The organism is Streptomyces sp. NPDC002130 (assembly GCF_040296465.1).
In the GTDB taxonomy this organism is placed as follows: domain Bacteria; phylum Actinomycetota; class Actinomycetes; order Streptomycetales; family Streptomycetaceae; genus Streptomyces.
Map to the genome: position 1 here is coordinate 1 of NZ_JBEOXI010000174.1, position 17,947 is coordinate 17,947.

Annotated in this window: 18 protein-coding genes and 1 pseudogene; 7 read left to right on the top strand and 12 right to left on the bottom strand. The window is 73.1% G+C overall.

Features of this window, described 5'->3' with window-relative positions; translation table 11 throughout:
* The 3 genes from ABT116_RS28195 to ABT116_RS28205 form a co-directional block, all read right to left on the bottom strand.
* Positions 1-770, bottom strand: a 770-nt coding sequence (locus ABT116_RS28195; RefSeq protein WP_351639495.1) for an AAA family ATPase, incomplete at its 3' end; no start/stop codon positions are given.
* Complete coding sequence (locus ABT116_RS28200) at positions 767-1,681, bottom strand: hypothetical protein (protein ID WP_366054437.1); 915 nt, start codon at positions 1,679-1,681, stop codon at positions 767-769. The genes ABT116_RS28200 and ABT116_RS28195, both read right to left, overlap by 4 nt.
* A 357-nt stretch (positions 1,682-2,038) precedes the next feature.
* Entirely contained in the window at positions 2,039-2,368 is a 330-nt protein-coding gene (locus tag ABT116_RS28205) for a peptidase M23 (protein WP_351639498.1), read from the bottom strand.
* 318 nt (positions 2,369-2,686) lie between these two features.
* Between ABT116_RS28205 and ABT116_RS28210 the strand changes: the two genes are divergently transcribed.
* A complete protein-coding gene (locus ABT116_RS28210) occupies positions 2,687-3,115 on the top strand; it encodes a VOC family protein (RefSeq protein ID WP_351639501.1) in 429 nt (142 codons plus the stop codon).
* A 16-nt stretch (positions 3,116-3,131) separates the two neighbouring features.
* Here the strand turns inward: ABT116_RS28210 and ABT116_RS28215 are convergent, their stop codons facing one another.
* Positions 3,132-4,391 carry an MFS transporter gene (locus ABT116_RS28215; protein WP_351639504.1) on the bottom strand — a complete coding sequence of 420 codons (1,260 nt, stop codon included), beginning with the start codon at positions 4,389-4,391 and terminating at the stop codon, positions 3,132-3,134.
* A 139-nt stretch (positions 4,392-4,530) separates the two neighbouring features.
* Positions 4,531-4,983 (bottom strand): YbhB/YbcL family Raf kinase inhibitor-like protein, encoded by a 453-nt coding sequence (locus ABT116_RS28220; protein ID WP_351639506.1) that lies wholly within the window; start codon positions 4,981-4,983, stop codon positions 4,531-4,533.
* Positions 4,984-5,091: 108 nt separating this feature from the next.
* Here ABT116_RS28220 and ABT116_RS28225 point away from each other — a divergent pair, with 108 nt between their 5' ends.
* Positions 5,092-6,111 (top strand): sigma-70 family RNA polymerase sigma factor, encoded by a 1,020-nt coding sequence (locus tag ABT116_RS28225; RefSeq protein ID WP_351639509.1) that lies wholly within the window; start codon positions 5,092-5,094, stop codon positions 6,109-6,111.
* A 98-nt stretch (positions 6,112-6,209) separates the two neighbouring features.
* Here ABT116_RS28225 and ABT116_RS28230 read toward each other — a convergent pair whose 3' ends face one another.
* The 4 genes from ABT116_RS28230 to ABT116_RS28245 are packed head-to-tail and all read right to left on the bottom strand — an operon-like array spanning position 6,210 to position 9,464.
* Entirely contained in the window at positions 6,210-7,313 is a 1,104-nt protein-coding gene (locus ABT116_RS28230) for a CapA family protein (protein ID WP_351639512.1), read from the bottom strand.
* A gap of 32 nt (positions 7,314-7,345) precedes the next feature.
* Positions 7,346-7,801, bottom strand: coding sequence for an archease (locus tag ABT116_RS28235; protein WP_351639516.1), 456 nt, complete (start codon positions 7,799-7,801; stop codon positions 7,346-7,348).
* A 56-nt stretch (positions 7,802-7,857) separates the two neighbouring features.
* Complete coding sequence (locus tag ABT116_RS28240; RefSeq protein ID WP_351639519.1) at positions 7,858-8,460, bottom strand: DJ-1/PfpI family protein; 603 nt, start codon at positions 8,458-8,460, stop codon at positions 7,858-7,860.
* A complete protein-coding gene (locus ABT116_RS28245) occupies positions 8,457-9,464 on the bottom strand; it encodes a GlxA family transcriptional regulator (RefSeq protein WP_351639522.1) in 1,008 nt (335 codons plus the stop codon). The genes ABT116_RS28240 and ABT116_RS28245 overlap by 4 nt, the downstream gene beginning before the upstream one ends.
* Positions 9,465-9,582: 118 nt before the next feature.
* Here ABT116_RS28245 and ABT116_RS28250 point away from each other — a divergent pair, with 118 nt between their 5' ends.
* The 3 genes from ABT116_RS28250 to ABT116_RS28260 all read left to right on the top strand — a co-directional run bounded on the left by ABT116_RS28250 (position 9,583) and on the right by ABT116_RS28260 (position 12,098).
* The gene (locus tag ABT116_RS28250) at positions 9,583-10,242 is read left to right on the top strand and encodes a dienelactone hydrolase family protein (RefSeq protein ID WP_351639525.1); all 660 of its coding nucleotides are present in this window, start codon (positions 9,583-9,585) and stop codon (positions 10,240-10,242) included.
* Between the two features lie 145 nt (positions 10,243-10,387).
* A complete protein-coding gene (locus ABT116_RS28255) occupies positions 10,388-11,032 on the top strand; it encodes a phosphoribosyltransferase (protein ID WP_351639528.1) in 645 nt (214 codons plus the stop codon).
* Positions 11,033-11,117: 85 nt separating this feature from the next.
* Entirely contained in the window at positions 11,118-12,098 is a 981-nt protein-coding gene (locus tag ABT116_RS28260; protein WP_351639532.1) for a TerC family protein, read from the top strand.
* Between the two features lie 21 nt (positions 12,099-12,119).
* Here the strand turns inward: ABT116_RS28260 and ABT116_RS28265 are convergent, their stop codons facing one another.
* The 3 genes from ABT116_RS28265 to ABT116_RS28275 all read right to left on the bottom strand — a co-directional run bounded on the left by ABT116_RS28265 (position 12,120) and on the right by ABT116_RS28275 (position 16,185).
* The gene (locus tag ABT116_RS28265; RefSeq protein WP_351639535.1) at positions 12,120-13,310 is read right to left on the bottom strand and encodes a CaiB/BaiF CoA transferase family protein; all 1,191 of its coding nucleotides are present in this window, start codon (positions 13,308-13,310) and stop codon (positions 12,120-12,122) included.
* A gap of 253 nt (positions 13,311-13,563) precedes the next feature.
* On the bottom strand, positions 13,564-14,877 hold the full coding sequence (locus ABT116_RS28270) for a helix-turn-helix domain-containing protein (RefSeq protein ID WP_351639537.1): 1,314 nt from the start codon (positions 14,875-14,877) through the stop codon (positions 13,564-13,566).
* Between the two features lie 333 nt (positions 14,878-15,210).
* Positions 15,211-16,185 (bottom strand): alpha/beta hydrolase, encoded by a 975-nt coding sequence (locus tag ABT116_RS28275; RefSeq protein WP_351639541.1) that lies wholly within the window; start codon positions 16,183-16,185, stop codon positions 15,211-15,213.
* A 159-nt stretch (positions 16,186-16,344) separates the two neighbouring features.
* Between ABT116_RS28275 and ABT116_RS28280 the strand changes: the two genes are divergently transcribed.
* Positions 16,345-16,725 (top strand): hypothetical protein, encoded by a 381-nt coding sequence (locus ABT116_RS28280; RefSeq protein ID WP_351639545.1) that lies wholly within the window; start codon positions 16,345-16,347, stop codon positions 16,723-16,725.
* 160 nt (positions 16,726-16,885) lie between these two features.
* Positions 16,886-17,854, top strand: a pseudogene (locus ABT116_RS28285) (serine/threonine-protein kinase); the annotation flags it as partial.
* Positions 17,855-17,947 lie beyond the last annotated feature (93 nt).

A 17,947-nucleotide genomic window follows, 5' to 3' on the forward strand; every position in this document is an offset into this window, starting at 1 on the left:
CGGGCGGCGCCGCGCGGCCGGTGCACCGACAGCGGCTGGTCCTTGCGCAGGGCGTGGAAGAGGGCCAGCCTGACCCCGATGAACACCACGGTGACCGGGAACTCGTTGGCGATGTACTTGAAATGGTTGCTGATCTCCACCCCGCTGGTGGCGTGCACGCGGAGAAAATGCAGATCATCGACCACCAAAAGCCTGGTCTCACACGAGGTCACACAGTCCAGGGCGCGACGGGACAGGTCGGCGCTGGTGCCGCGAGTGTTTCCGGGGTGGGCGTAGAACTCGAGCATCGCCCGGTTGAACTCCTTGAGCCCGGTGTTGCCGGTCAACCCGACCCGGCACACCGGCCACCGCTGGTGGCCATCGCGGGTGTGGGTGCCCTTGATCCGGATCTCGCGGCGGTGAAAATCCTTGGCGAACGCCAGGACCGATGTCGTCTTGCCCAGGCCGGGGTAGGCGTCGATCGCGACCGCGCCCTTGGCCTTGTCGCCGAACTGGAGGTTGCTGTCGACCACGGTCGAGAGTTGCTCGTGCAGCGTGGTCAGTTGCGGTGTCCGGATCGGGCCCAAATTGGCGTGCCACAGCTGCCGAAAATGGTTGTAGACCTCGGCGTCGTCCGCGGTGAGCGCCCGCAGCTGCCGGCGGGTCAGCACCTCCGGCGCGACCAGGGAAGGGGCGTCGGCGAACTCGCGCCACCCCTCCTTGCGGGAGAGCGCCACGTTGCCCAGCGGCGCCAAGTCCTGCAGGTGCTGCCGGATCAGGGCGATCGTCACAGGTACTCCAGCGCATCGGCGTAGAAGTCGCCGTCGTCGGGCCGGTCCGGCTCGTCCTCGGCGTCGTCATCACCGACGTCGATCCCCTCCTCTGAGGCTGCGACCGTGGGTGCAGTATCGCCGTGTGACGGATCGAGATGACGCCTCACCGATGGCGGCCCGGTCACCTCGTTCGTGCGCGGCGGTTCGAGGTCGAGTGCCGCGTCCTCACGTGCCATACGCAACGCCATGCGCCGCTCGGTCATGCTCGACCCGAGGCCGAGATTCCAGCGCTCGAGCAGGTCGGCGACCGCGATCCGGTCGTCGGGGTAGGTGTACTTCGCCTTCGCCAACCGGCGGGCGAATGCCAACGCGTCCTCACTGAGCGGCATCTGCATCGACCGGGCATGCTCCCACTCGAGCGGATACCACCTGCGGGAGATCGGGTCCCGCAGGTAGATCCGGGTGATGTCGTCCGGGTCGACGTGCAGTGGCCACCACCGGCCCTTGCCCTTTCCCCGGTCCGGGTACGGGCTGGCACCGTCGCGGCACCCGAGCGGCAGGTCGCCGTGGTACCGGCGACCGTGCACCTCGAACCCGTAGTGCTGCAGGGTGCGCCACTCCACCTTGAGGAACTCATACCCCAGGTCAGGATCGCGGGGAACCTCGATGTAGCCGGCCCGGGCGATGCCGTGCTCGAACATCACCGCCGGCGACATCTTCACCGACGGCAGATGCGGATCGAGCAGGCTCTCGTGCGGCCGGTGGTGGTACACCACCGCCACCCACTCCCGGATGATCGCCTCCAACTCGTCGAGGTAGAAGAACGCCTCCGACTCCGGCGCCACCCCACGCGAATGCACATCCGGGCCCTTGTATCCGGGCAGCGCCTGCAACAGGTCCTCCCGGATGGTGCGGAAGAACCGCTCCATCCGGCCCCTTGTCGCGGCCGGTCCGCAACCGGGCCGGCTGGATCGAGATCCCCATCCGCTGACACACGCTGGTCAGATGCTCGGAGACGTAGATCTTGCCGTGGTCGATCACGATGGTCTCCGGCGCCAGCGCCGGAGACGCAGCCCCACACATTGGCCCGTCGATCGCGTCGACGTCGACCAGCAGGGACCGGGGAATCCCGTGCTCGGGCCACACCGCATGCGCGGGCCAATCCTTGCCCGCCGGACGCGGCCGGAACGCCTGATACAACGTGGCCGCAGCATCGACCGCCTTCGTCGACACCGGCGTGAGCTGGATCCCGACGACACAGCGGGTGTACCAGTCCATCCCCACCGTCAATTCCGCCTGCACCCACCGCAAGGTTTCGAGAACTCCATGACGGCGGTCCACCAGTTGTTGGTGCCGACCGCCGGGTCGTGCACGGTCTGGCCCTGCGTCTGGCACAGGGCGTCCGCGTACCACTGCGAACGGACGGCGAGCCGCGGGGAGTCGGTGGTCGGCTGCTGGCGCAGGTTGACGTCGGTGGCCCAGATGTAGACGTCGGTGAGCGTCGGGTCGCCGCCGCTGGCGGCGGCCGGGGCCGCCTGGGCCGTGGTGGCGAGACCGCCGACGGCGAGCGCGCTCACGGCGAGGCCCATGGCGGTACGGCTGATCAGTCGCTTCATGTGTCTGTCCCCCGAAGGACGAAGGCGAGAAGGGAGTGCCGGACGTGGTCCTGATCCGGCTCGGACGGCCGCCGGGACGGGCGGCTTGCCGACGTTCAGAACTGTAGGGAGCCCCGTGCCGACGCGGTCCTGACAATTGTCAGGATCGGCTGGGCCGACAGGGACGGGAGCACTCCGCCGACGGACCCGAACACGGCCGAAAACAGCTCGACGACCCCGACCGCCGCTGTCTACGATCCACCGCGCGGCATCGCGTGCCGGTCACCGTCCGGGTGAGGCATGGAGGCGCCGCGGAGATGCCCGTGGAGGCATTCAACCGTGTCAGTCGAGTTCAATCACACCATCGTCCTGTCCCGGGACCGGGAGAAGTCCGCTCGTTTCCTCGCCGAGATCCTGGGACTGCGGGTCGGGGCACCGACCGGGGTCTTCCTGCCGGTGACCACCGCCAACGGAGTCACGCTGGACTTCCTCACCATCGACGCCGAGATTCCCATGCAGCACTACGCGTTCCTCGTCTCCGAGGACGAGTTCGACCAGGCCCTGGCCCGCCTGGTCGAGGCCCGCATCCCCATCCAGGCCGACCCGCACGGCAATCACCCCCGCCGCATCAACCGCAACGACGGCGGCCGGGGCGTCTACTTCCTCGACCCGGCGGGCCACGGCCTGGAGATCCTCACCCGCCCCTACGGCACGGACCCGGCCTCCGAGCTGAACGGCGTCACGGAGGACGTGCCCGGGGCGGTCTGAGCCGGACCCGGTCCGGTCAGCCGCCGTCCGGCCGCACTGCCACGGAGGCCGGTTCATCGCCGGCCTCCGTGGCGTCGTCCCGGCGGGGGAGCAGCAGCGGCGTGACGAGGAGCAGGGCTCCGGCCAGCGCGATGGCCGTGCGGGGACCGGTCCGGGCGGCCAGTACGCCCCACAGGGCGGTCATCGTCGCGGTGGTGGCCTTGCCGGTGGCCGACCAGGCGGACAGGGTGCGGGTGACCCGGTCCGCGGGGGTGCGGTCGAGCCGGTGTGTGGCGAGGACCGGGTTGTAGACCGCGCAGCAGGTGATCAGGCCGAACTCCACCAGCATGACCAGCACGAGACCGGGCGTGCCGGGGCCCGTGAAGGCCAGGCCGATCGGCCAGCAGGCCCGCAGCACCCCGGCGGTGCGCAGCACCCGGTGCCGACCGTGGCGTGCGACGAGGCGCGGGGCCAGGCGGGAGCCGAGCAGGCCGCCGGTGCAGGGCACCGCGAAGGCGAGGGCGTACTGCCAGGGGGCGAAGTGCAGGTCGTCCACCATCAGGATCAGCAGCGGCGGGGATGCCGCCATGATCAGGGAGTTCACCAGGAGCGAGTTGAAGAAGAGCGGACGCAGTGCCGGGTCGGCCAGGATGTGGCGCCAGCCTTCCAGCAGGTCCCCGGGGCGGGTGACCGCGGGGTGCGGTCGCACGGGGCGCTTCTCGGCGTCGCCGATCGCCCGGAGGCCGAGCGCCGAGAGCAGATAGCTCACCGCGTCGGCCACCACCGTCGTCACCGGACCGAACAGGCTGATCGCGGCCCCGCCCAGCGGCGGGCCGACCATGCTGGCGGTCCAGGTCGTCGCCTCGAACCGCCCGTTCGCCACCAGCAGGTCCTGGCGCGGCAGCAGGTCCTTCAGGAACGCCCCCGCCGCCGCGTTGAAGGTGATGTCGGCCGCCGCGACGGCCACTGACACCAGCAGCAACTGGCCGAAGGTGAGCCGGCCGAGCGCGAACGCGACGGGGATGCTCAGCAGCACAGCGCACCGGACCAGGTCCGTCGCCATCATCACCGGCCGTTTGCGGCGGATCTCCACCCATGGCCCGAGAGGCACGGACACCGCCGCGCCGACCGCCGGCCCCACCGCGGCCAGCAACGACACCTGCGCCGGACCGGCGTCCAGCGCCAGGACCGCGATCAGGGCGAACGCGTCGAACGCGAGCCACGTGCCGGCCGTGCTGACCGCGTACGCGCCCCACAGCCACCCGAAACGCCGCCCCAGCGACCGTCTGCCCGCCATACCCGGCGCACTCCCCGCTCCCGTGGACAACCCGCGTTGTCCGGGAGTCATCCAAGCCAGAGCGGGGGCGCCGGGCAAACAACCGCCGGGCGCCCCTGTCACAACCATCCGTTGTGAGGCGGCGGTACGGTGAAACGGCTCAGCGCTGGTACAGCCCCACCAGCGTCCCGTCCGCGAGGCGGCGCTTGTCGACCTCCTCGTGCACCTGGTCCGCGCGCGGCGCGTCGGGCAGGACACACGGCTCGGACAGGGCGTAGAGCCGGAAGAAGTAGTGATGGGCGTCGTCACCCGGCGGGGGATGCGGGCCGCCCCAGCCGTGCTGGCCGTAGCCGTTGACGAGCTCCGTGCCGCCCGGTGGGATCTGCCCGGCCTCGACGCCGTCGCTGTGCGGGTCGATGCCGACCACGACCCAGTGCGCGAAGGTGCCCGACGGGGCGTCGGGGTCCTCGCACAGCAGGACCAGTTCCGCCGCGTCGTCCGGTACGCCGCTCCAGGTCAGCGGCGGAGAGACGTTGGGTCCCTCGTACGCGTACCGGCGCGCGATGAAGGAATGGTCGTTGAACGCGTTGCTGCTGAGTTCGATGCCGGTCATGGGCCCCGGGGTACCCCCGAGGGCTCCGGGGCACACGGTTCGGGGCCGATTCCACCGGGTACCCGCCAGGGCGAGCCGGAACGAGACGGGAGAGGGAGGAACCCGACGATGTCTCCCCTGGCAGAAGACCCCGCGGCGGACGCCCGGGAGGACCGGCGCGCCCCCGTCCGCACGGCCCGGCTGCGCAGCCGCATCCCCGAGCCGGACGAGGAGCCGGACCTTCTCGGCCAGTACCTCGCGCAGATCTCGGCGACGGCCCTGCTCACGGCGGAGGACGAGGTCCGCCTGGCCCGGCGGCTAGAGACCGGCGTACAGGCGCTGGAGGAACTCGACCGGGCCGACGCCGGCGAGGGCGACCTCACGGCGACGCGGCGCCGGGAACTGGAGGAGGCCGTCCGCGACGGACAGGCTGCCAAGGATCACATGGTCCGGGCCAACCTCCGGCTCGTGGTGTCGATGGCCAAACGGCACGCCCATCGCGGTCTGCCCCTGTTGGACGTCATCCAGGAGGGCAACCTGGGGCTGATCCGGGCCGTGGAGAAGTTCGACCACACCAAGGGCTTCAAGTTCTCGACGTATGCCACCTGGTGGATCCGCCAGGCGATCGAACGGGGTCTGGCCGCGCACGCGCGCTCGGTGCGGCTGCCGATGCACGTCGTGGAGCAGCTGCAGAAGATCGCCAAGGTCGAGCGGCGGCTGCGGCTCGACCTGGAGCGTGAGCCGAGCATCGCGGAGGTGGCCCGGGAGAGCGGCCTCGCCGAGGACCGGATCGGCTGGCTGCGCCACGTCGGACGGGACGCGGTCAGCCTGGACACTCCGGTCGACGAGAAGGGCGAGACCGTCGTCGGCGACCTCATCGCCGACACCGAGGTGCTCCAGGCTCCGGAGGTCGCCGAGTTCCGGGCGCTCGCCGAGGAACTGCGTGAGGCCGTCGGCACGCTCGCGCCCCGCGAGGCCATGATCCTCAGCCTGCGCTACGGGCTGCACGACGGGCACACCCGCACGCTGAACGAGGTCGCCGGACGGGTCGGTCTGACCCGGGAGCGGGTGCGCCAGCTCGAGAAGGAGTCGCTCGCCCGGCTGCGGGAGCCGGAGAGCCGCGACCGGCTGGTGGCGTGGGCGGGCTGACCTCCCACGTCGGCCTCCCACGTCGGCCTCCCACGCGCGGGCGCCCACGCGCGGGCGCCCACGCCGCCCTCTCCCCTCGACGCCCTCGTCCGCCCACGTCACGCGACCGGCTCCGCGAGCACCAGCGAACCGTCGGCCGCCTCCCGCACCGAAACCCCACCGCTGATCCGGTCCAGCGTGGCGCGCAGCCAGGCGCGGTCCTCCCCGGAGGCGGGCTCCAGCCGCATCCGCCGGACCCGGAGCGGCACCATGCGCAGCCCCGCCAGCCGCCCGCTGTCCGCCTCGACCGACACGAGGAAGGCCAGGCGCAGGTCGTCGCGGTACTGCTCGTGACCGGAGATGCCCTCGTAGTCGTCGACGAAGTCGCCGCAGCCGTAGAGGATCAGCCGGTCCCGGTACACCTCCAGCGGGCGGGGGTGGTGCGAGGAGTGCCCGTGGACGACGTCGGCTCCAGCGTCGATCAGTGCGTGCGCGAAGCGGACCTGTTCGCGGGGCACGCGGTACCCCCAGTTGGAGCCCCAGTGCACGGACGCCACGGTGAGGTCACCGGACCGGCCCGGCCGCCGCACCACGGCTTCGGCCGCGGCCGGCGAGAGATCGGGCAGATACGCGACGCCCGGCCGGTCCGCCGTCGCCGCCCAGCCGGACGGGATGCCGCTGGAGTGTGCTCCGAGGGCGAACACCCGCAGGCGGCGACCGCCGGCAAGCGGGACGACGGCGGGCGCGTACGCCTCCTCGGCGTCGCGTCCCGCGCCCGCCGCCCGCAGGCCCGCCCGGGCCAGGGTTTCCAGGGTCTCCAGCAGCCCTCTTCGGCCGAAGTCCAGGACGTGGTTGTTGGCGAGAACGGTCACGTCCGGCCGGGCCACCGCCAGGGCCGGCAGGTTCGCCGGGTGCATCCGGTAGTGGATCTCCTTGCCAGGCGCGAAGGTACCGGCGCGCGTCACCGAGGTCTCCAGATTCACGATCCGGGCGTCCACAGCGGCCTCGTCCAGCACCCGCAGCGCCACACCCCACGGCCATGACGCGGCCACCGGCACGGGCACGGGGCCGTGCGCCGACTCCGCGAGCCGGACGTAGGACCGGGCGTCCTCGACGTACGCCTCCCGCAGTGCCGGATCACCGGGGTGCGCGAGGATCTGGTCGACGCCGCGCCCGAGCATCACGTCACCGCACAGGAACAGCGTCACGACTGCGCCGCCCACCCCTCCACGGTAGGCGCCCCCGGCCACCGGGGTCAGGCGTCGACCCTCACCGCACACGACCACCCGTACGGGTCCGGCCCGATCCGCAGCGTGTCCCACGCCACCGCCGTCGGGACCGCGCCCCTGATCTCCACGTCGGCGAGGCCCGTGACCGCCAGCCGTACGTCCAGGCCGCCGTCGGCCTCGTCGGCCTCGACGTCCACGGGCACCTGGCCGTACGCCTCCAGGCGGAAGATGACCTCGTCCAGCAGCGCGGCGAGCAGGTCGTCGTCGCTGGCCTCGGGCAGACGGACCCGGTCCACGGCGGTGGGCCGCACCCGGGAGACGTCCGCGAAGCACTCCACCATCGCCAGGACGGCCTCCGCCAGACAGTGCTCTCTGCACGCCGCCCACGCCTCGATCCGGATGTCGCCCGGATGCGGCACCGCCTGGTGTCCGCACTCGCCCGGCTGCCGCCCTTGCCCGCCGTCGCCCGTGTCACCGCCCATGAACATCGACTGCCCGAGGCTCGCCCACCCATGCGGCCCCGCGCCGCACGGGTGGGTCAAACGGGCTCGTCCGCGAGGTACGGCGGCGCCGGGTCGTACTGGATGTACCGCCGCACGGCCCGTGCGTGCTCCCGGCCGTGCAAGCGCCCGACCAGCCACAACGCGCTGTCGATACCGGCAGAGACACCCTGGCTGGTGACCAGGTTGCCGTCGACCGCATAGCGGGCGTCCCGGACCACGGTCACGTCCCCCCGCGCCTCCAGGGTGTCCTCCTGGCTCCAGTGCGTGGCCACCCGGCGCCCCCGGGCGGGCCCGGCCGCGTGCAGCAGGAACGTGCCGGTGCACACCCCGTGCACCCACGCGGCCCGCTCGGCGGTCTTCGCGATCCAGTCGGTGACCACCGGGTTGTGCAGCTGCGTCTCCCGAGCGCCCAGCCCGCCCGGCACGTGCAGCACGTCCAGCGGCGGATGGTCGTCGAGAGTGTGGTCGGGCAGGACACGCAGGCCCTTGTTGCAGCGCACGGGCCCGGGATGCTCGGAGACGAGCACGGCCGTGTCGGCGCCGTCCCGGAGCCGGGCGGAGACGGTGAAGACCTCCCAGGGCCCCACGAAGTCGAGCTCCTCGGCGTCCTCGAAGACCAGCAGGCCGTAGGTGGTCATGCGGTACGTCCTTCCTCTGTGGGATCTGTCCCGGGTCCCGAAGGCCCCAGGGGGCCTGTGGTGGAGCGGAACCGGGCGCGGTAGTCCGACGGCGCGACACCGAGCCGGCGGTGGAACGTGCGGCGCAGGGTCTCGGCTGTGACGAAGCCGCAGCGGCGGGCGATGGCGTCGACCGGTTCGTCCCCGGCCGTGAGCGCCCGCTGGGCCGCCTCGACGCGCACCCGCTCGACGTACGCCGCCGGGGGCACGCCGAGTTCGGCGGTGAAGCGGCGCTGCAGGTGACGCGAACTCAGCCCGGCGTGCGCGGCGAGACCGGCGATGTCGTGCCGGGCACCGGGGTCGGCGTGGATCGCGGTGACGGCGGCCCGCACCGGGTCCGTCGCCGGCTGCCGCGACCACAGCGCCACGCTGAACTGCGACTGGCCGCCCGGGCGGCGCAGGAACAGCACCAGCCGACGGGCCACCTCGTGCGCGGCGTCCCGGCCGAGGTCGTCCTCCACCAGGGCGAGCGCCAGATCCATCCCCGCCGTCACTCCGGCCGAGGTCCACACCCGCCCGTCCCGGACGAAGATCGGATCGCAGTCCACCCGCACCTCGGGATGCTCCCGGGTCAGCTGCTCCGCGCGGGCCCAGTGCGTGGTGACCCGCCGCCCGTCCAGCAGCCCCGCGGCGGCCAGCAGAAAGACACCGCTGCACACCGATGCCACCCGCCGGGCACCGGCCGCCGTGGCGGCGACCCAGGCGACCAGGTCCGCGTCCTGCCGGGCCCGGTCGACGCCCTGGCCGCCGACCACCACCAGGGTGTCGGTGCCGGCCGGGTCGAGGTCGTCCACGCCGTGCGCGGCCTCCATGACCAGCCCGCTGACCGACCGGACCGGTCCTGCCCTGGTCCCCACGACCTCGCAGGCGTACCCGCCCGCGCTGTGGAACACCTCGTGCGGTCCGGTGAGGTCGAGCGGCTGGAAGCCGTCGAAGACGACGAAGACGATGCGGCGATCGGTCACGCCCCCCACGCTCCATCGACGCGCACTGCGGCGTCAACGACACGCATCCCACAGATCGCGCCATGGGACGTCCGGCCGGGCGTGGGTACCACGGGGAGCGGGGGAGAGGAGGCTGACGATGATCAACCGGACGGTCACCCTGCCCGCCGGCGGCGCGGGCCTCACCGGCGATCTGACCGTGCCGCCGGACGCCCGCGCGGTCGTGCTCTTCGCGCACGGCAGCGGCAGCTCCCGGCACAGCCCCCGCAACCGCGAGGTCGCCGCGGGCCTGCGCACCGCCGGGCTCGGCACCCTGCTCGTCGACCTGCTCACCGAGGACGAGGAACGCAAGGACGCCGTCACCGCCGAACTCCGCTTCGACATCACCCTGCTGGGCCGCCGGCTGCTGGCCGCCCTCGACTGGCTGGCGCAGGACCCGGACACCTCGGCCCTGCCCGTCGTCCTGTTCGGCGCCAGCACCGGCGCGGGCGCGGCCCTGGTCGCCGCCGCTCGACGCCCCGACCGGGTACGGGCGGTCGTCTCACGCGGCGGACGGCCCGACCTGGCGGGCGACGCCCTGGACGCCGTGCGGGTCCCGGTGCTGCTCATCGTGGGCGGCCGGGACACACACGTGCTGCGGCTCAACGAGGAGGCGGCCCGGCGGCTGCCCGCCCCGCACACCCTCCGTGTGGTGCCCGGCGCCACCCACCTGTTCGAGGAGCCCGGCGCACTCGACCAGGTCACCGACGCCGCCCGGCAGTGGTGCGACGAGCAGCTGAGGACGGCCACAGGCCGATGACCGCCGGGTCCGTAAGGCGCGCATCGTCCGGCGGGCGCGGGGGTACGCGGGAGCCGGACCGGCCGAGGGCGTGAGCAGGACCGGCCGGGGGCGGGAGCCGGACCGGCCGAGGACCCTCTTCGTGCGGGAAGCAGAGGTGACCGTCATGCGGTTCCGTGATCGCCGGCAGGCCGGTGGGGAACTGGCCGAAACGCTGCGCACCCGGCAGCGCGAGGGAGACCTGCCCGACCCCCTGGTGCTCGCCCTGCCCCGGGGCGGGGTCGCCGTGGCGCGCGAGGTCGCCGCCGCGCTGGACGCCCCGCTCGACGTGCTCGTCGTACGGAAGATCGGGGCGCCCCACCAGGAGGAGCTCGGCGTCGGCGCCATGGCCGCCGACGAGGTGCCGCTCCTCGACGAGGACGCCCTGCGCCACCTCGGTATCGGCGAGGCAGCCCTCGCCCCCGTCATCGAGCGGGAGCGCGCCGAACTGCGGCGCCGTGAACGGCTCTATCGGCAGGGCCGACCGGCCCCGGACCTGCGCGGACGGACCGTGATCGTCGTCGACGACGGCTTGGCGACCGGTTCCACGGCCCGTGCCGCGCTGCGCTTCGTACGCCGTCAGGGGCCCGCGCGGGTGCTGCTGGCCGCGCCCGTCGGTTCCCCGGAGGGCACCGAGTCGATGCGCGCCGAGGCCGACGAGGTCATCTGCCTGCACCGGCCGGCCGCGTTCATGGCCGTGGGCCTCTGGTACGAGAACTTCGAGCAGCTGACGGACGAGGACGTGATGGAAGCGCTGCACGTGCAGCTTTGACTTGTTGTTCACCTGGCAGGGGTGGCGGGAACCAGCCACACCGGACAAGGATGTCCCCTCCCCACACCTGCATCAGGAGTAACAAGTGAACGTCTCGCCGTCCGTGTGGCTGCTGACCGTGGCCGCCCTGTGCGTGCTCGTCGCCCTCGACTTCTTCATCGGCCGCAAGCCGCACGACGTGTCCATCAAGGAAGCCGGGACGTGGACGGTGGTGTGGGTCGTCCTGGCCGTGCTGTTCGGCGCGGGGTTGTGGTTCGCCGGTGGGAGCGGGCCCACGGGTGAGTTCTTCGCCGGGTACATCACCGAGAAGTCGCTGAGCGTCGACAACCTCTTCGTCTTCGTCCTGATCATGGGGAAGTTCGCGGTGCCGTCGCAGTACCAGCAGCGGGTGCTGATGATCGGCGTCCTGATGGCCCTGGTGCTGCGGGCGGTGTTCATCGCGGCCGGGGCGGCGATCATCTCCGCCTTCTCCTGGGTCTTCTACCTCTTCGGCGCGTTCCTGATCTGGACCGCCTGGAAGCTGGTCCAGGACGCCCGAAAGCAGGACCACGACGAGGAGTACCAGGAGAACAAGCTGCTGAAGATGGCGGAGCAGCGCTTCGGCGTGGCCGACCGTTATCACGGCACGAAGCTGTTCATCACCGAGAACGGCAAGCGGATCATGACGCCGATGCTGGTCGTGATGCTCGCGATCGGCTCCACCGACGTGCTGTTCGCCCTGGACTCCATCCCGGCCATCTACGGCCTGACGCAGGACCCGTACATCGTGTTCACCGCGAACGCCTTCGCCCTGATGGGCCTGCGCCAGCTGTACTTCCTCATAGGCGGCCTGCTGAAGAGGCTGGTCCACCTCTCCTACGGCCTGTCGATCATCCTGGGCTTCATCGGCGTGAAGCTGGTGCTCCACGCGCTGCACGAGTCGGGCGTTCACGTTCCCGAGATCGGCATCCCGTTCTCGCTGGGCTTCATCGTGCTGGTCCTGGCGGTCACGACGTTCACGAGTCTGCGCGCGTCGAAGCGGCAGCAGGCCGAGGGGGCGGGAGAGCCTGCCGTGGAGTCCCGCTAGGCGGCGGGGGAGGGGCTGCCGTCAGACGACCCCGTCCGCGCGCAGGGCCGCCACCTCCTCGTCGGTGCGGCCCAGTTCGGCGAGGATCGCCCCGGTGTGCTCGCCCACCGCCGGCACGGGGTCCATGCGCGCGGGCAGACCGGCGAGGTCGGCGGGCGGGAGCAGCGCCTCCACGGTGGCGCCCGGCACCTCGACCTCGCTCCAGCGGCCCCGGGCGGCCAGCACGGGGTGGTCCAGGAAGGCGGCCACGTCGTTGACCCCGGCGCAGGCGATGCCGATGCGCTCCAGATCCTTGAGGATCTCGTCGGACCCGGAGCGGGCGCAACGCTCGGCGACGACGGCGTTGAGCTCCTCCCGGTGGGCGACGCGGTCGGAGCCGGTGGCGAACCGCGGATCGTCGGCCAGCTCCGGACGGCCGAGGAACTCGGCGCACAGCGCCACCCATTCCCGCTCGTTCTGGATGGAGAACAGCACGTCCTGGCCGTCGGCGGCGGTGTACGTCCCGTACGGCGCGATCGTGGCGTGCTGGGTGCCCAGGCGCGGGGGCTGGGTGCCGCCGTGCCGGGTGTAGTAGGCGGGCTGGCCCATCCACTCCGCGAGCGCCTCGAACAGCGACACCTCCACGGGGTGGGCCTCGCCGGTGGTGGCCCGGGTGTACAGGGCCGTGAGGACGCCGCTGTAGGCGTACATCCCGGCGGCGATGTCGGCGACGGAGATCCCGGTCCGTGCGGTGCCCTCGGGGGTTCCGGTCAGCGACACCAGCCCGGTCTGGCACTGGACGAGCAGGTCGTAGGCCTTGCGGTCGGACCAGGGGCCGGTCGTGCCGTAGCCGGAGATCGTGCACGGGATCAGGCCGGGCCGGCGGCCGGTGACGGTGGCGGCGTCCAGACCGAGCCGGGCGGCGGCGCCCGGGGCGAGGTTCTGCACGAAGACGTCGGCGCCGTCGAGGAGGTCGTGCAGGATCTCGTGGCCGCGGGGGTCCTTCAGGTCGAGGGTGAGGGACTCCTTGGAGCGGTTGAGCCAGACGAAGTAGCTGGAGTGCCCGTGCACGGTCGTGTCGTACCGGCGGGCGAAGTCGCCGCCGCCCGGCCGCTCCACTTTGATCACCCGGGCCCCGAGGTCGGCGAGCTGCCGGGTGGCGTAGGGCGCGGCCACGGCCTGCTCCAGACTGACCACCGTGACCCCGGCCAGGGGGTACCGCTGCACGCTCATGCCTCAAGCTCCCGAATCGTGTACGGAGGGCGCTCGGACAGTCTGCCGCAGGAGGACAGCGGGAGGGCGGGACGCCGACGCGATCCGGATCACGCCGACGGGCGGTTTCGGAGGGCGGCGGTGTGGCTGACTTGCGGCTTTTCCTCGGCGGGCGGCTTTTCCTCGGCGTGCGGCGGGCCATGGGCCGGGTGCGGGGGAGACGGCGGGGGCGTTCATGGTTGGGGTGCGGCGGATACGGCGGGTCCCGCGGCGCTCAGGGCCGGGCCAGCCGGCGCATCGTGAGGGCGAGTTGCAGGCGGAGCCGTCCCTGCGGCGTGCGGACCGGCCAGCCGAGAAGGTGCTCGGCGTGGGCCAGGCGCTCCTGGAGCGTGGAGTGGTGGACGTTGATCTCGGCGGCGGCCGCCCGCAGGCTCGACGTGGACGCGACCGCGTGCAGGGTGGCCGGCAGCCAGGGGGCGGTCGCGGCGGCGGTCTCCAGGGCACGGACGTCGTCCGGCGGCTCGGAACCCGGCGCGACGAGATCGGCGAGGAGGGCGATACCGCCCAGCTCGTCGGCGTGGACGACCGAGGGCCCGGGGTCCTGCGGGGTGTCCTCGGCGGTGAACCGCAGGGCGGTACGGGCCCCGGCCCAGGACCTGGGCAGCTCGAGCACGGGCACGGCGGGCCCGACCCCTAGGCGCCCGGCGGGGAGGCGGAGGGCCGGGGGAGCGGGGTGGAGGTTGGCGGCATGGCGGTCGGGGCCGCCGGGGAACGCGGTCGAGCCGGTCCGGGGACGCGGAGCGGTCGGCACCGGGGTGGCGGGTCGAGCTGCGGGTGGGAGCTCCTCCGCGCCGCCGCGGGGACCGGGTGCGGTCCGCACGGCCGCCGGGCTCGTGAGGCCGGTCCCGGGCCGGCCGGTGCCTTCCGCGGACGCGTAACCCGCCCGCGGAACGGGCCCCGCATCGGCGGGTATCACCAGGGGCCGGCCGTGCAGCGGGGCGAGGGCCCGGGCGTGGGCGGCAAGGTCCAGACCGAGGCGGCGGGCGGCGTGCAGCCGGGCCTGTTCGGGGGCGGTGGCGTCGAGGAGGGTCTCGACCAGCGCCGGATCGTCGGCCGGTGCCCGGCCGCGCGTGCGGTCGAGGACGAGTCGTACGGCACCGGCGGCCCGTTCCAGGATCACGGCGTCGACGACGCTGGGGGCGACCTGCGTGTGCTGCGCGTCGGCGTTCTCGGGCACGGCTCGGGCGTAACCCGCGTCCACTCCGTTGCGCGCGGGGGGCCCGGCGTCGCCCGCTCCCCGCTCCAGCCACAGCACCGCCGCGCTGTCGGGGCTCAGTCGCGCGAAGGGCCAGGCCGGGTCCGGTGGGGCCTTCTCGTCACGCCGGGTGCCGTCGGCCTCCACCCTCACGTGCACGCGCCGCTCCGGATCCACCAGCCGCGCCGGGCAGCCGGCCAGCACGGCGGCGCCGCGCACGAGCGCCTCCACCCCCGCCCTGGACTCGGCCAGGCGGTCGAAGTAGGCGATGACCCGGACCGCCGCACCGGCATCCGGGTCGAGGGCGGTCAGCCGCCCGGCCAGCTCTTTCATAGGCCCATGGTGCGGTATGCGGCCGCTTTTGCGGTCGGTCGGAGTGCGAGGGCTTTCGCCGGACCCGCCGCGCCCAGCGCTTCACGCGCCCCCGGCAGTCGGCGGCCCCTTGTGCGGTTCGGCCGCCTCCGAGGGCTTCACCGGACCCGCTGCCCCCGCCGCTTCACAGCAACCTCCGCATGCGGCCGCTCTTGCGGGCAGTCGGCGTGTGTGGGCTTCACCGGACCGGCCGTCCCCGCCTCCTCACACTCCCGGCGACCTCCGCATGCGGCCGCTCTTGCGGGCAGTCGGCATGCGTGGGCTTCGCCGGACCCGCTGCCCCCGCCCCGCCCCTTACACCCCCAGCAACCTCCGCAGCCAGGCTTCCTGGGCTCCTCGCGCCGCCTGGGACACCGCCGCCTGCGGTGCGAACCCGTCGAAGCCGTGGAAGCCGCCCGGCCACACGTGCAGCTCGGCCACCCCGCCGGCCTGCCAGATGCGCGAGGCATAGTCGACGACCTCGTCGCGGAACGTCTCCGCCGAGCCCACGTCGAGGAAGGCGGGAGGCAGCCCCGTCAGGTCCTCGGCACGGGCCGGCGCCGCGTACGCCGGCACGTCGGGGCCGCCGCGGTGCGAGCCGAGCAGCGCGGTCCAGCCGGTCTCGTTGGCGGTGCGGTCCCACACGCCGAGGCCCGCCATCTGATGCGTCGAGGGCGTGTCGTTGCGGTCGTCGAGCATCGGGCACATCAGCAGCTGCCCGATCGGCTGCGGCCCCTTGCGGTCCCGGGTCAGCAGGGCCAGGGCCGCGCACAGCCCGCCGCCGGCGCTCGCACCCGCGATGACGATCCGCTCGGGGTCCGCGCCGAGTTCGGCGGCGTGGTCCGCCGTCCACAGCAGCCCGGCGTAGACGTCCTCGACCGGTGCGGGATACGGATGCTCCGGCGCCAGTCGGTACTCCACGGACACCACGACCGCGTCCAGCGCCTGCGCCCATGCCAGGGGTACGTCGACGCCGACCCGGTTGTTCCCGAGGACCATGCCGCCGCCGTGCACGTGGTAGATCACGGGGCGCGGCCCGGCGGTCTCCGGCGCGGCCGGGCGGCAGATCAGCAGGGAGATGTCCGGCTCGCCCTGCGGCCCCGGCACCTGCCGGTCCTCCACCTCGAACGCCCCGCCCGACGTCAGGTCCAGCTCGGCCAGCATCTGGATGGCCGGCCCCTGGCGCACCTCGGCGATCTCGTCGAGGGTCAGCCCCGGGCTGATCATGTCCTTGATCAGCTCCAGGGCGGCGGCGAGTTCGGGGTCGAACGGGGGCGGAACGTGCGTCATGGCGTCTCCTCACGCGAGGTCACGGCGGCTCGGGCAGCCATGATCGGGCCCGGCGCCCCGTCCGGGGACGCCGCCGGGCGGCGGAAACTGCCCGCCGTACGGCGGGTGGTGCCACGGGGGCGGGCGCCGGGGCCGGGGCGAGCGCGGCACCGACTGCGGGTGCCTGCCGCCGGGCTCGCCGGTCAGGGTAGCGGCCCGCCGAACCCGCGCGGCGGGAACGAGCGGCGCATCGAAGGGCTCAGCACCTCGCGCGGCGCAGCACCTCGCCGGGCCGACCCGTGTCGGACTCGGCCACCGCATGGACGGCCGCTTCCTCTGGTCGAAAGGCCCGGCACCGACATCGAGGCGCAGGCCGACGTCCTCACCCGCACCGTCGACATCGCGCTGAAGGGCGCTCCCGTCGACGCCCCCGGCACCCTCGACCAGGCGGCGGAGCACCTGATCAGGACCCTCATCGCGGACACGGACACCTCTGACGACGACGTGACGCTGCTCCTGCTCGGTCTGCTCGGCCCGGCAGCGAACGTGTCCCGAGCCTGAGCGGGCGGCACCGGTTCGCGGCCTTCGCCGGCACGACCGCGCCTCTGTCACGGTCCGGGTACGCCTCGCGCATACTTCTGGCCACGCAACCGAAGTGGCCGAAAAATGTGTCTCCGAGCGTGGCCGGCCGCTGGGGAGCGGCCGCCTTGGGGGGCTGGAAATGAACACATGGGCGGTGCCCGGATACACCGAGTCGCTCGAACTCGGGGCAGGGGCCAGCGGCCGGGTCGTCCTCGCCGTGCACGAGGAGACCGGTGTGCCGGTCGCCGTGAAGTACCTCAGCGAGTCACTGCGCACCCGGCCCGGGTTCGTGCGCGACTTCCGGGCGGAGGCACGGCTGCTCGGCGGGCTGGAGAGCCCTCATGTCGCCGGGCTCTACGAATACGTGGAGAGCCCCGACGGCGCCGCCATCGTGATGGAGCTGGTCGACGGCGTCCCGCTGCGCACGCTGCTCAGGCGGGAGGGCCCCCTCGCTCCGGAGGCCGCACTCGTCGTCCTGAAGGGATCCCTGCTCGGTCTGGCCGACGCGCACCACCTCGGCGTCGTCCACCGCGACTACAAACCGGAGAACGTCCTGGTCGTACCGGACGGCTCCTCCAAGCTCGTCGACTTCGGCATCGCCGTCGACGCGGGCACCAGCGCCGGTGTGGCGGGAACCCCCTCCTACATGGCCCCCGAGCAGTGGACCGGCGCACCCGCCTCGCCCGCCTCCGACGTCTACGCGGCCACGGCCACCTTCTTCGAGTGCCTGACGGGGCACAAGCCGTACGCCGGCGACAACCTCGCGGAGCTCGCGCTGCGGCATCTCGACGCGCCGGTCCCCGCAGAGGAGGTCCCCGACGCGGTGCGGGAGCTGGTGCGGCGCGGTCTGGCCAAGGACCCGGCGGAACGGCCCGCACAGGCCGAGGCGTTCGTCACCGAGCTGGAGGCGGCCGCCGGCGCCGCCTACGGCACCGACTGGGAGGAACGGGGCCGGGGAAGGCTCGCCGCGCTGGCGGCCCTGCTGCCGCTGCTCCTTCCCTCGGCCCGCACGGCCCCCCGGAGCACCACGGACACCGCTCGCACGGTGCTGAGCCGGACACCGGCCCCGGGACGGGCCGCCCGCCCGTGGCTGCCCGGCCGCCCCGGACGTTGAAGGCGTAGACAGTGTCGATGTATTCGACATCCTTCGGAGGCGAGTACCCCCAGAGGTGGTTACCCCCGCTGTCCCAGCGCACCAGGC

Bases quoted from the DNA above. Each gene is read 5' to 3' on its own strand.
- ABT116_RS28200 (WP_366054437.1), bottom strand. From the start codon at position 1,681: ATGGAGCGGTTCTTCCGCACCATCCGGGAGGACCTGTTGCAGGCGCTG.
- ABT116_RS28205 (WP_351639498.1), bottom strand. From the start codon at position 2,368: ATGAAGCGACTGATCAGCCGTACCGCCATGGGCCTCGCCGTGAGCGCG.
- ABT116_RS28215 (WP_351639504.1), bottom strand. From the start codon at position 4,391: ATGGCGGGCAGACGGTCGCTGGGGCGGCGTTTCGGGTGGCTGTGGGGC.
- ABT116_RS28220 (WP_351639506.1), bottom strand. From the start codon at position 4,983: ATGACCGGCATCGAACTCAGCAGCAACGCGTTCAACGACCATTCCTTC.
- ABT116_RS28225 (WP_351639509.1), top strand. From the start codon at position 5,092: ATGTCTCCCCTGGCAGAAGACCCCGCGGCGGACGCCCGGGAGGACCGG.
- ABT116_RS28235 (WP_351639516.1), bottom strand. From the start codon at position 7,801: ATGGGCGGTGACACGGGCGACGGCGGGCAAGGGCGGCAGCCGGGCGAG.
- ABT116_RS28240 (WP_351639519.1), bottom strand. From the start codon at position 8,460: ATGACCACCTACGGCCTGCTGGTCTTCGAGGACGCCGAGGAGCTCGAC.
- ABT116_RS28250 (WP_351639525.1), top strand. From the start codon at position 9,583: ATGATCAACCGGACGGTCACCCTGCCCGCCGGCGGCGCGGGCCTCACC.
- ABT116_RS28255 (WP_351639528.1), top strand. From the start codon at position 10,388: ATGCGGTTCCGTGATCGCCGGCAGGCCGGTGGGGAACTGGCCGAAACG.
- ABT116_RS28265 (WP_351639535.1), bottom strand. From the start codon at position 13,310: ATGAGCGTGCAGCGGTACCCCCTGGCCGGGGTCACGGTGGTCAGTCTG.
- ABT116_RS28270 (WP_351639537.1), bottom strand. From the start codon at position 14,877: ATGAAAGAGCTGGCCGGGCGGCTGACCGCCCTCGACCCGGATGCCGGT.
- ABT116_RS28275 (WP_351639541.1), bottom strand. From the start codon at position 16,185: ATGACGCACGTTCCGCCCCCGTTCGACCCCGAACTCGCCGCCGCCCTG.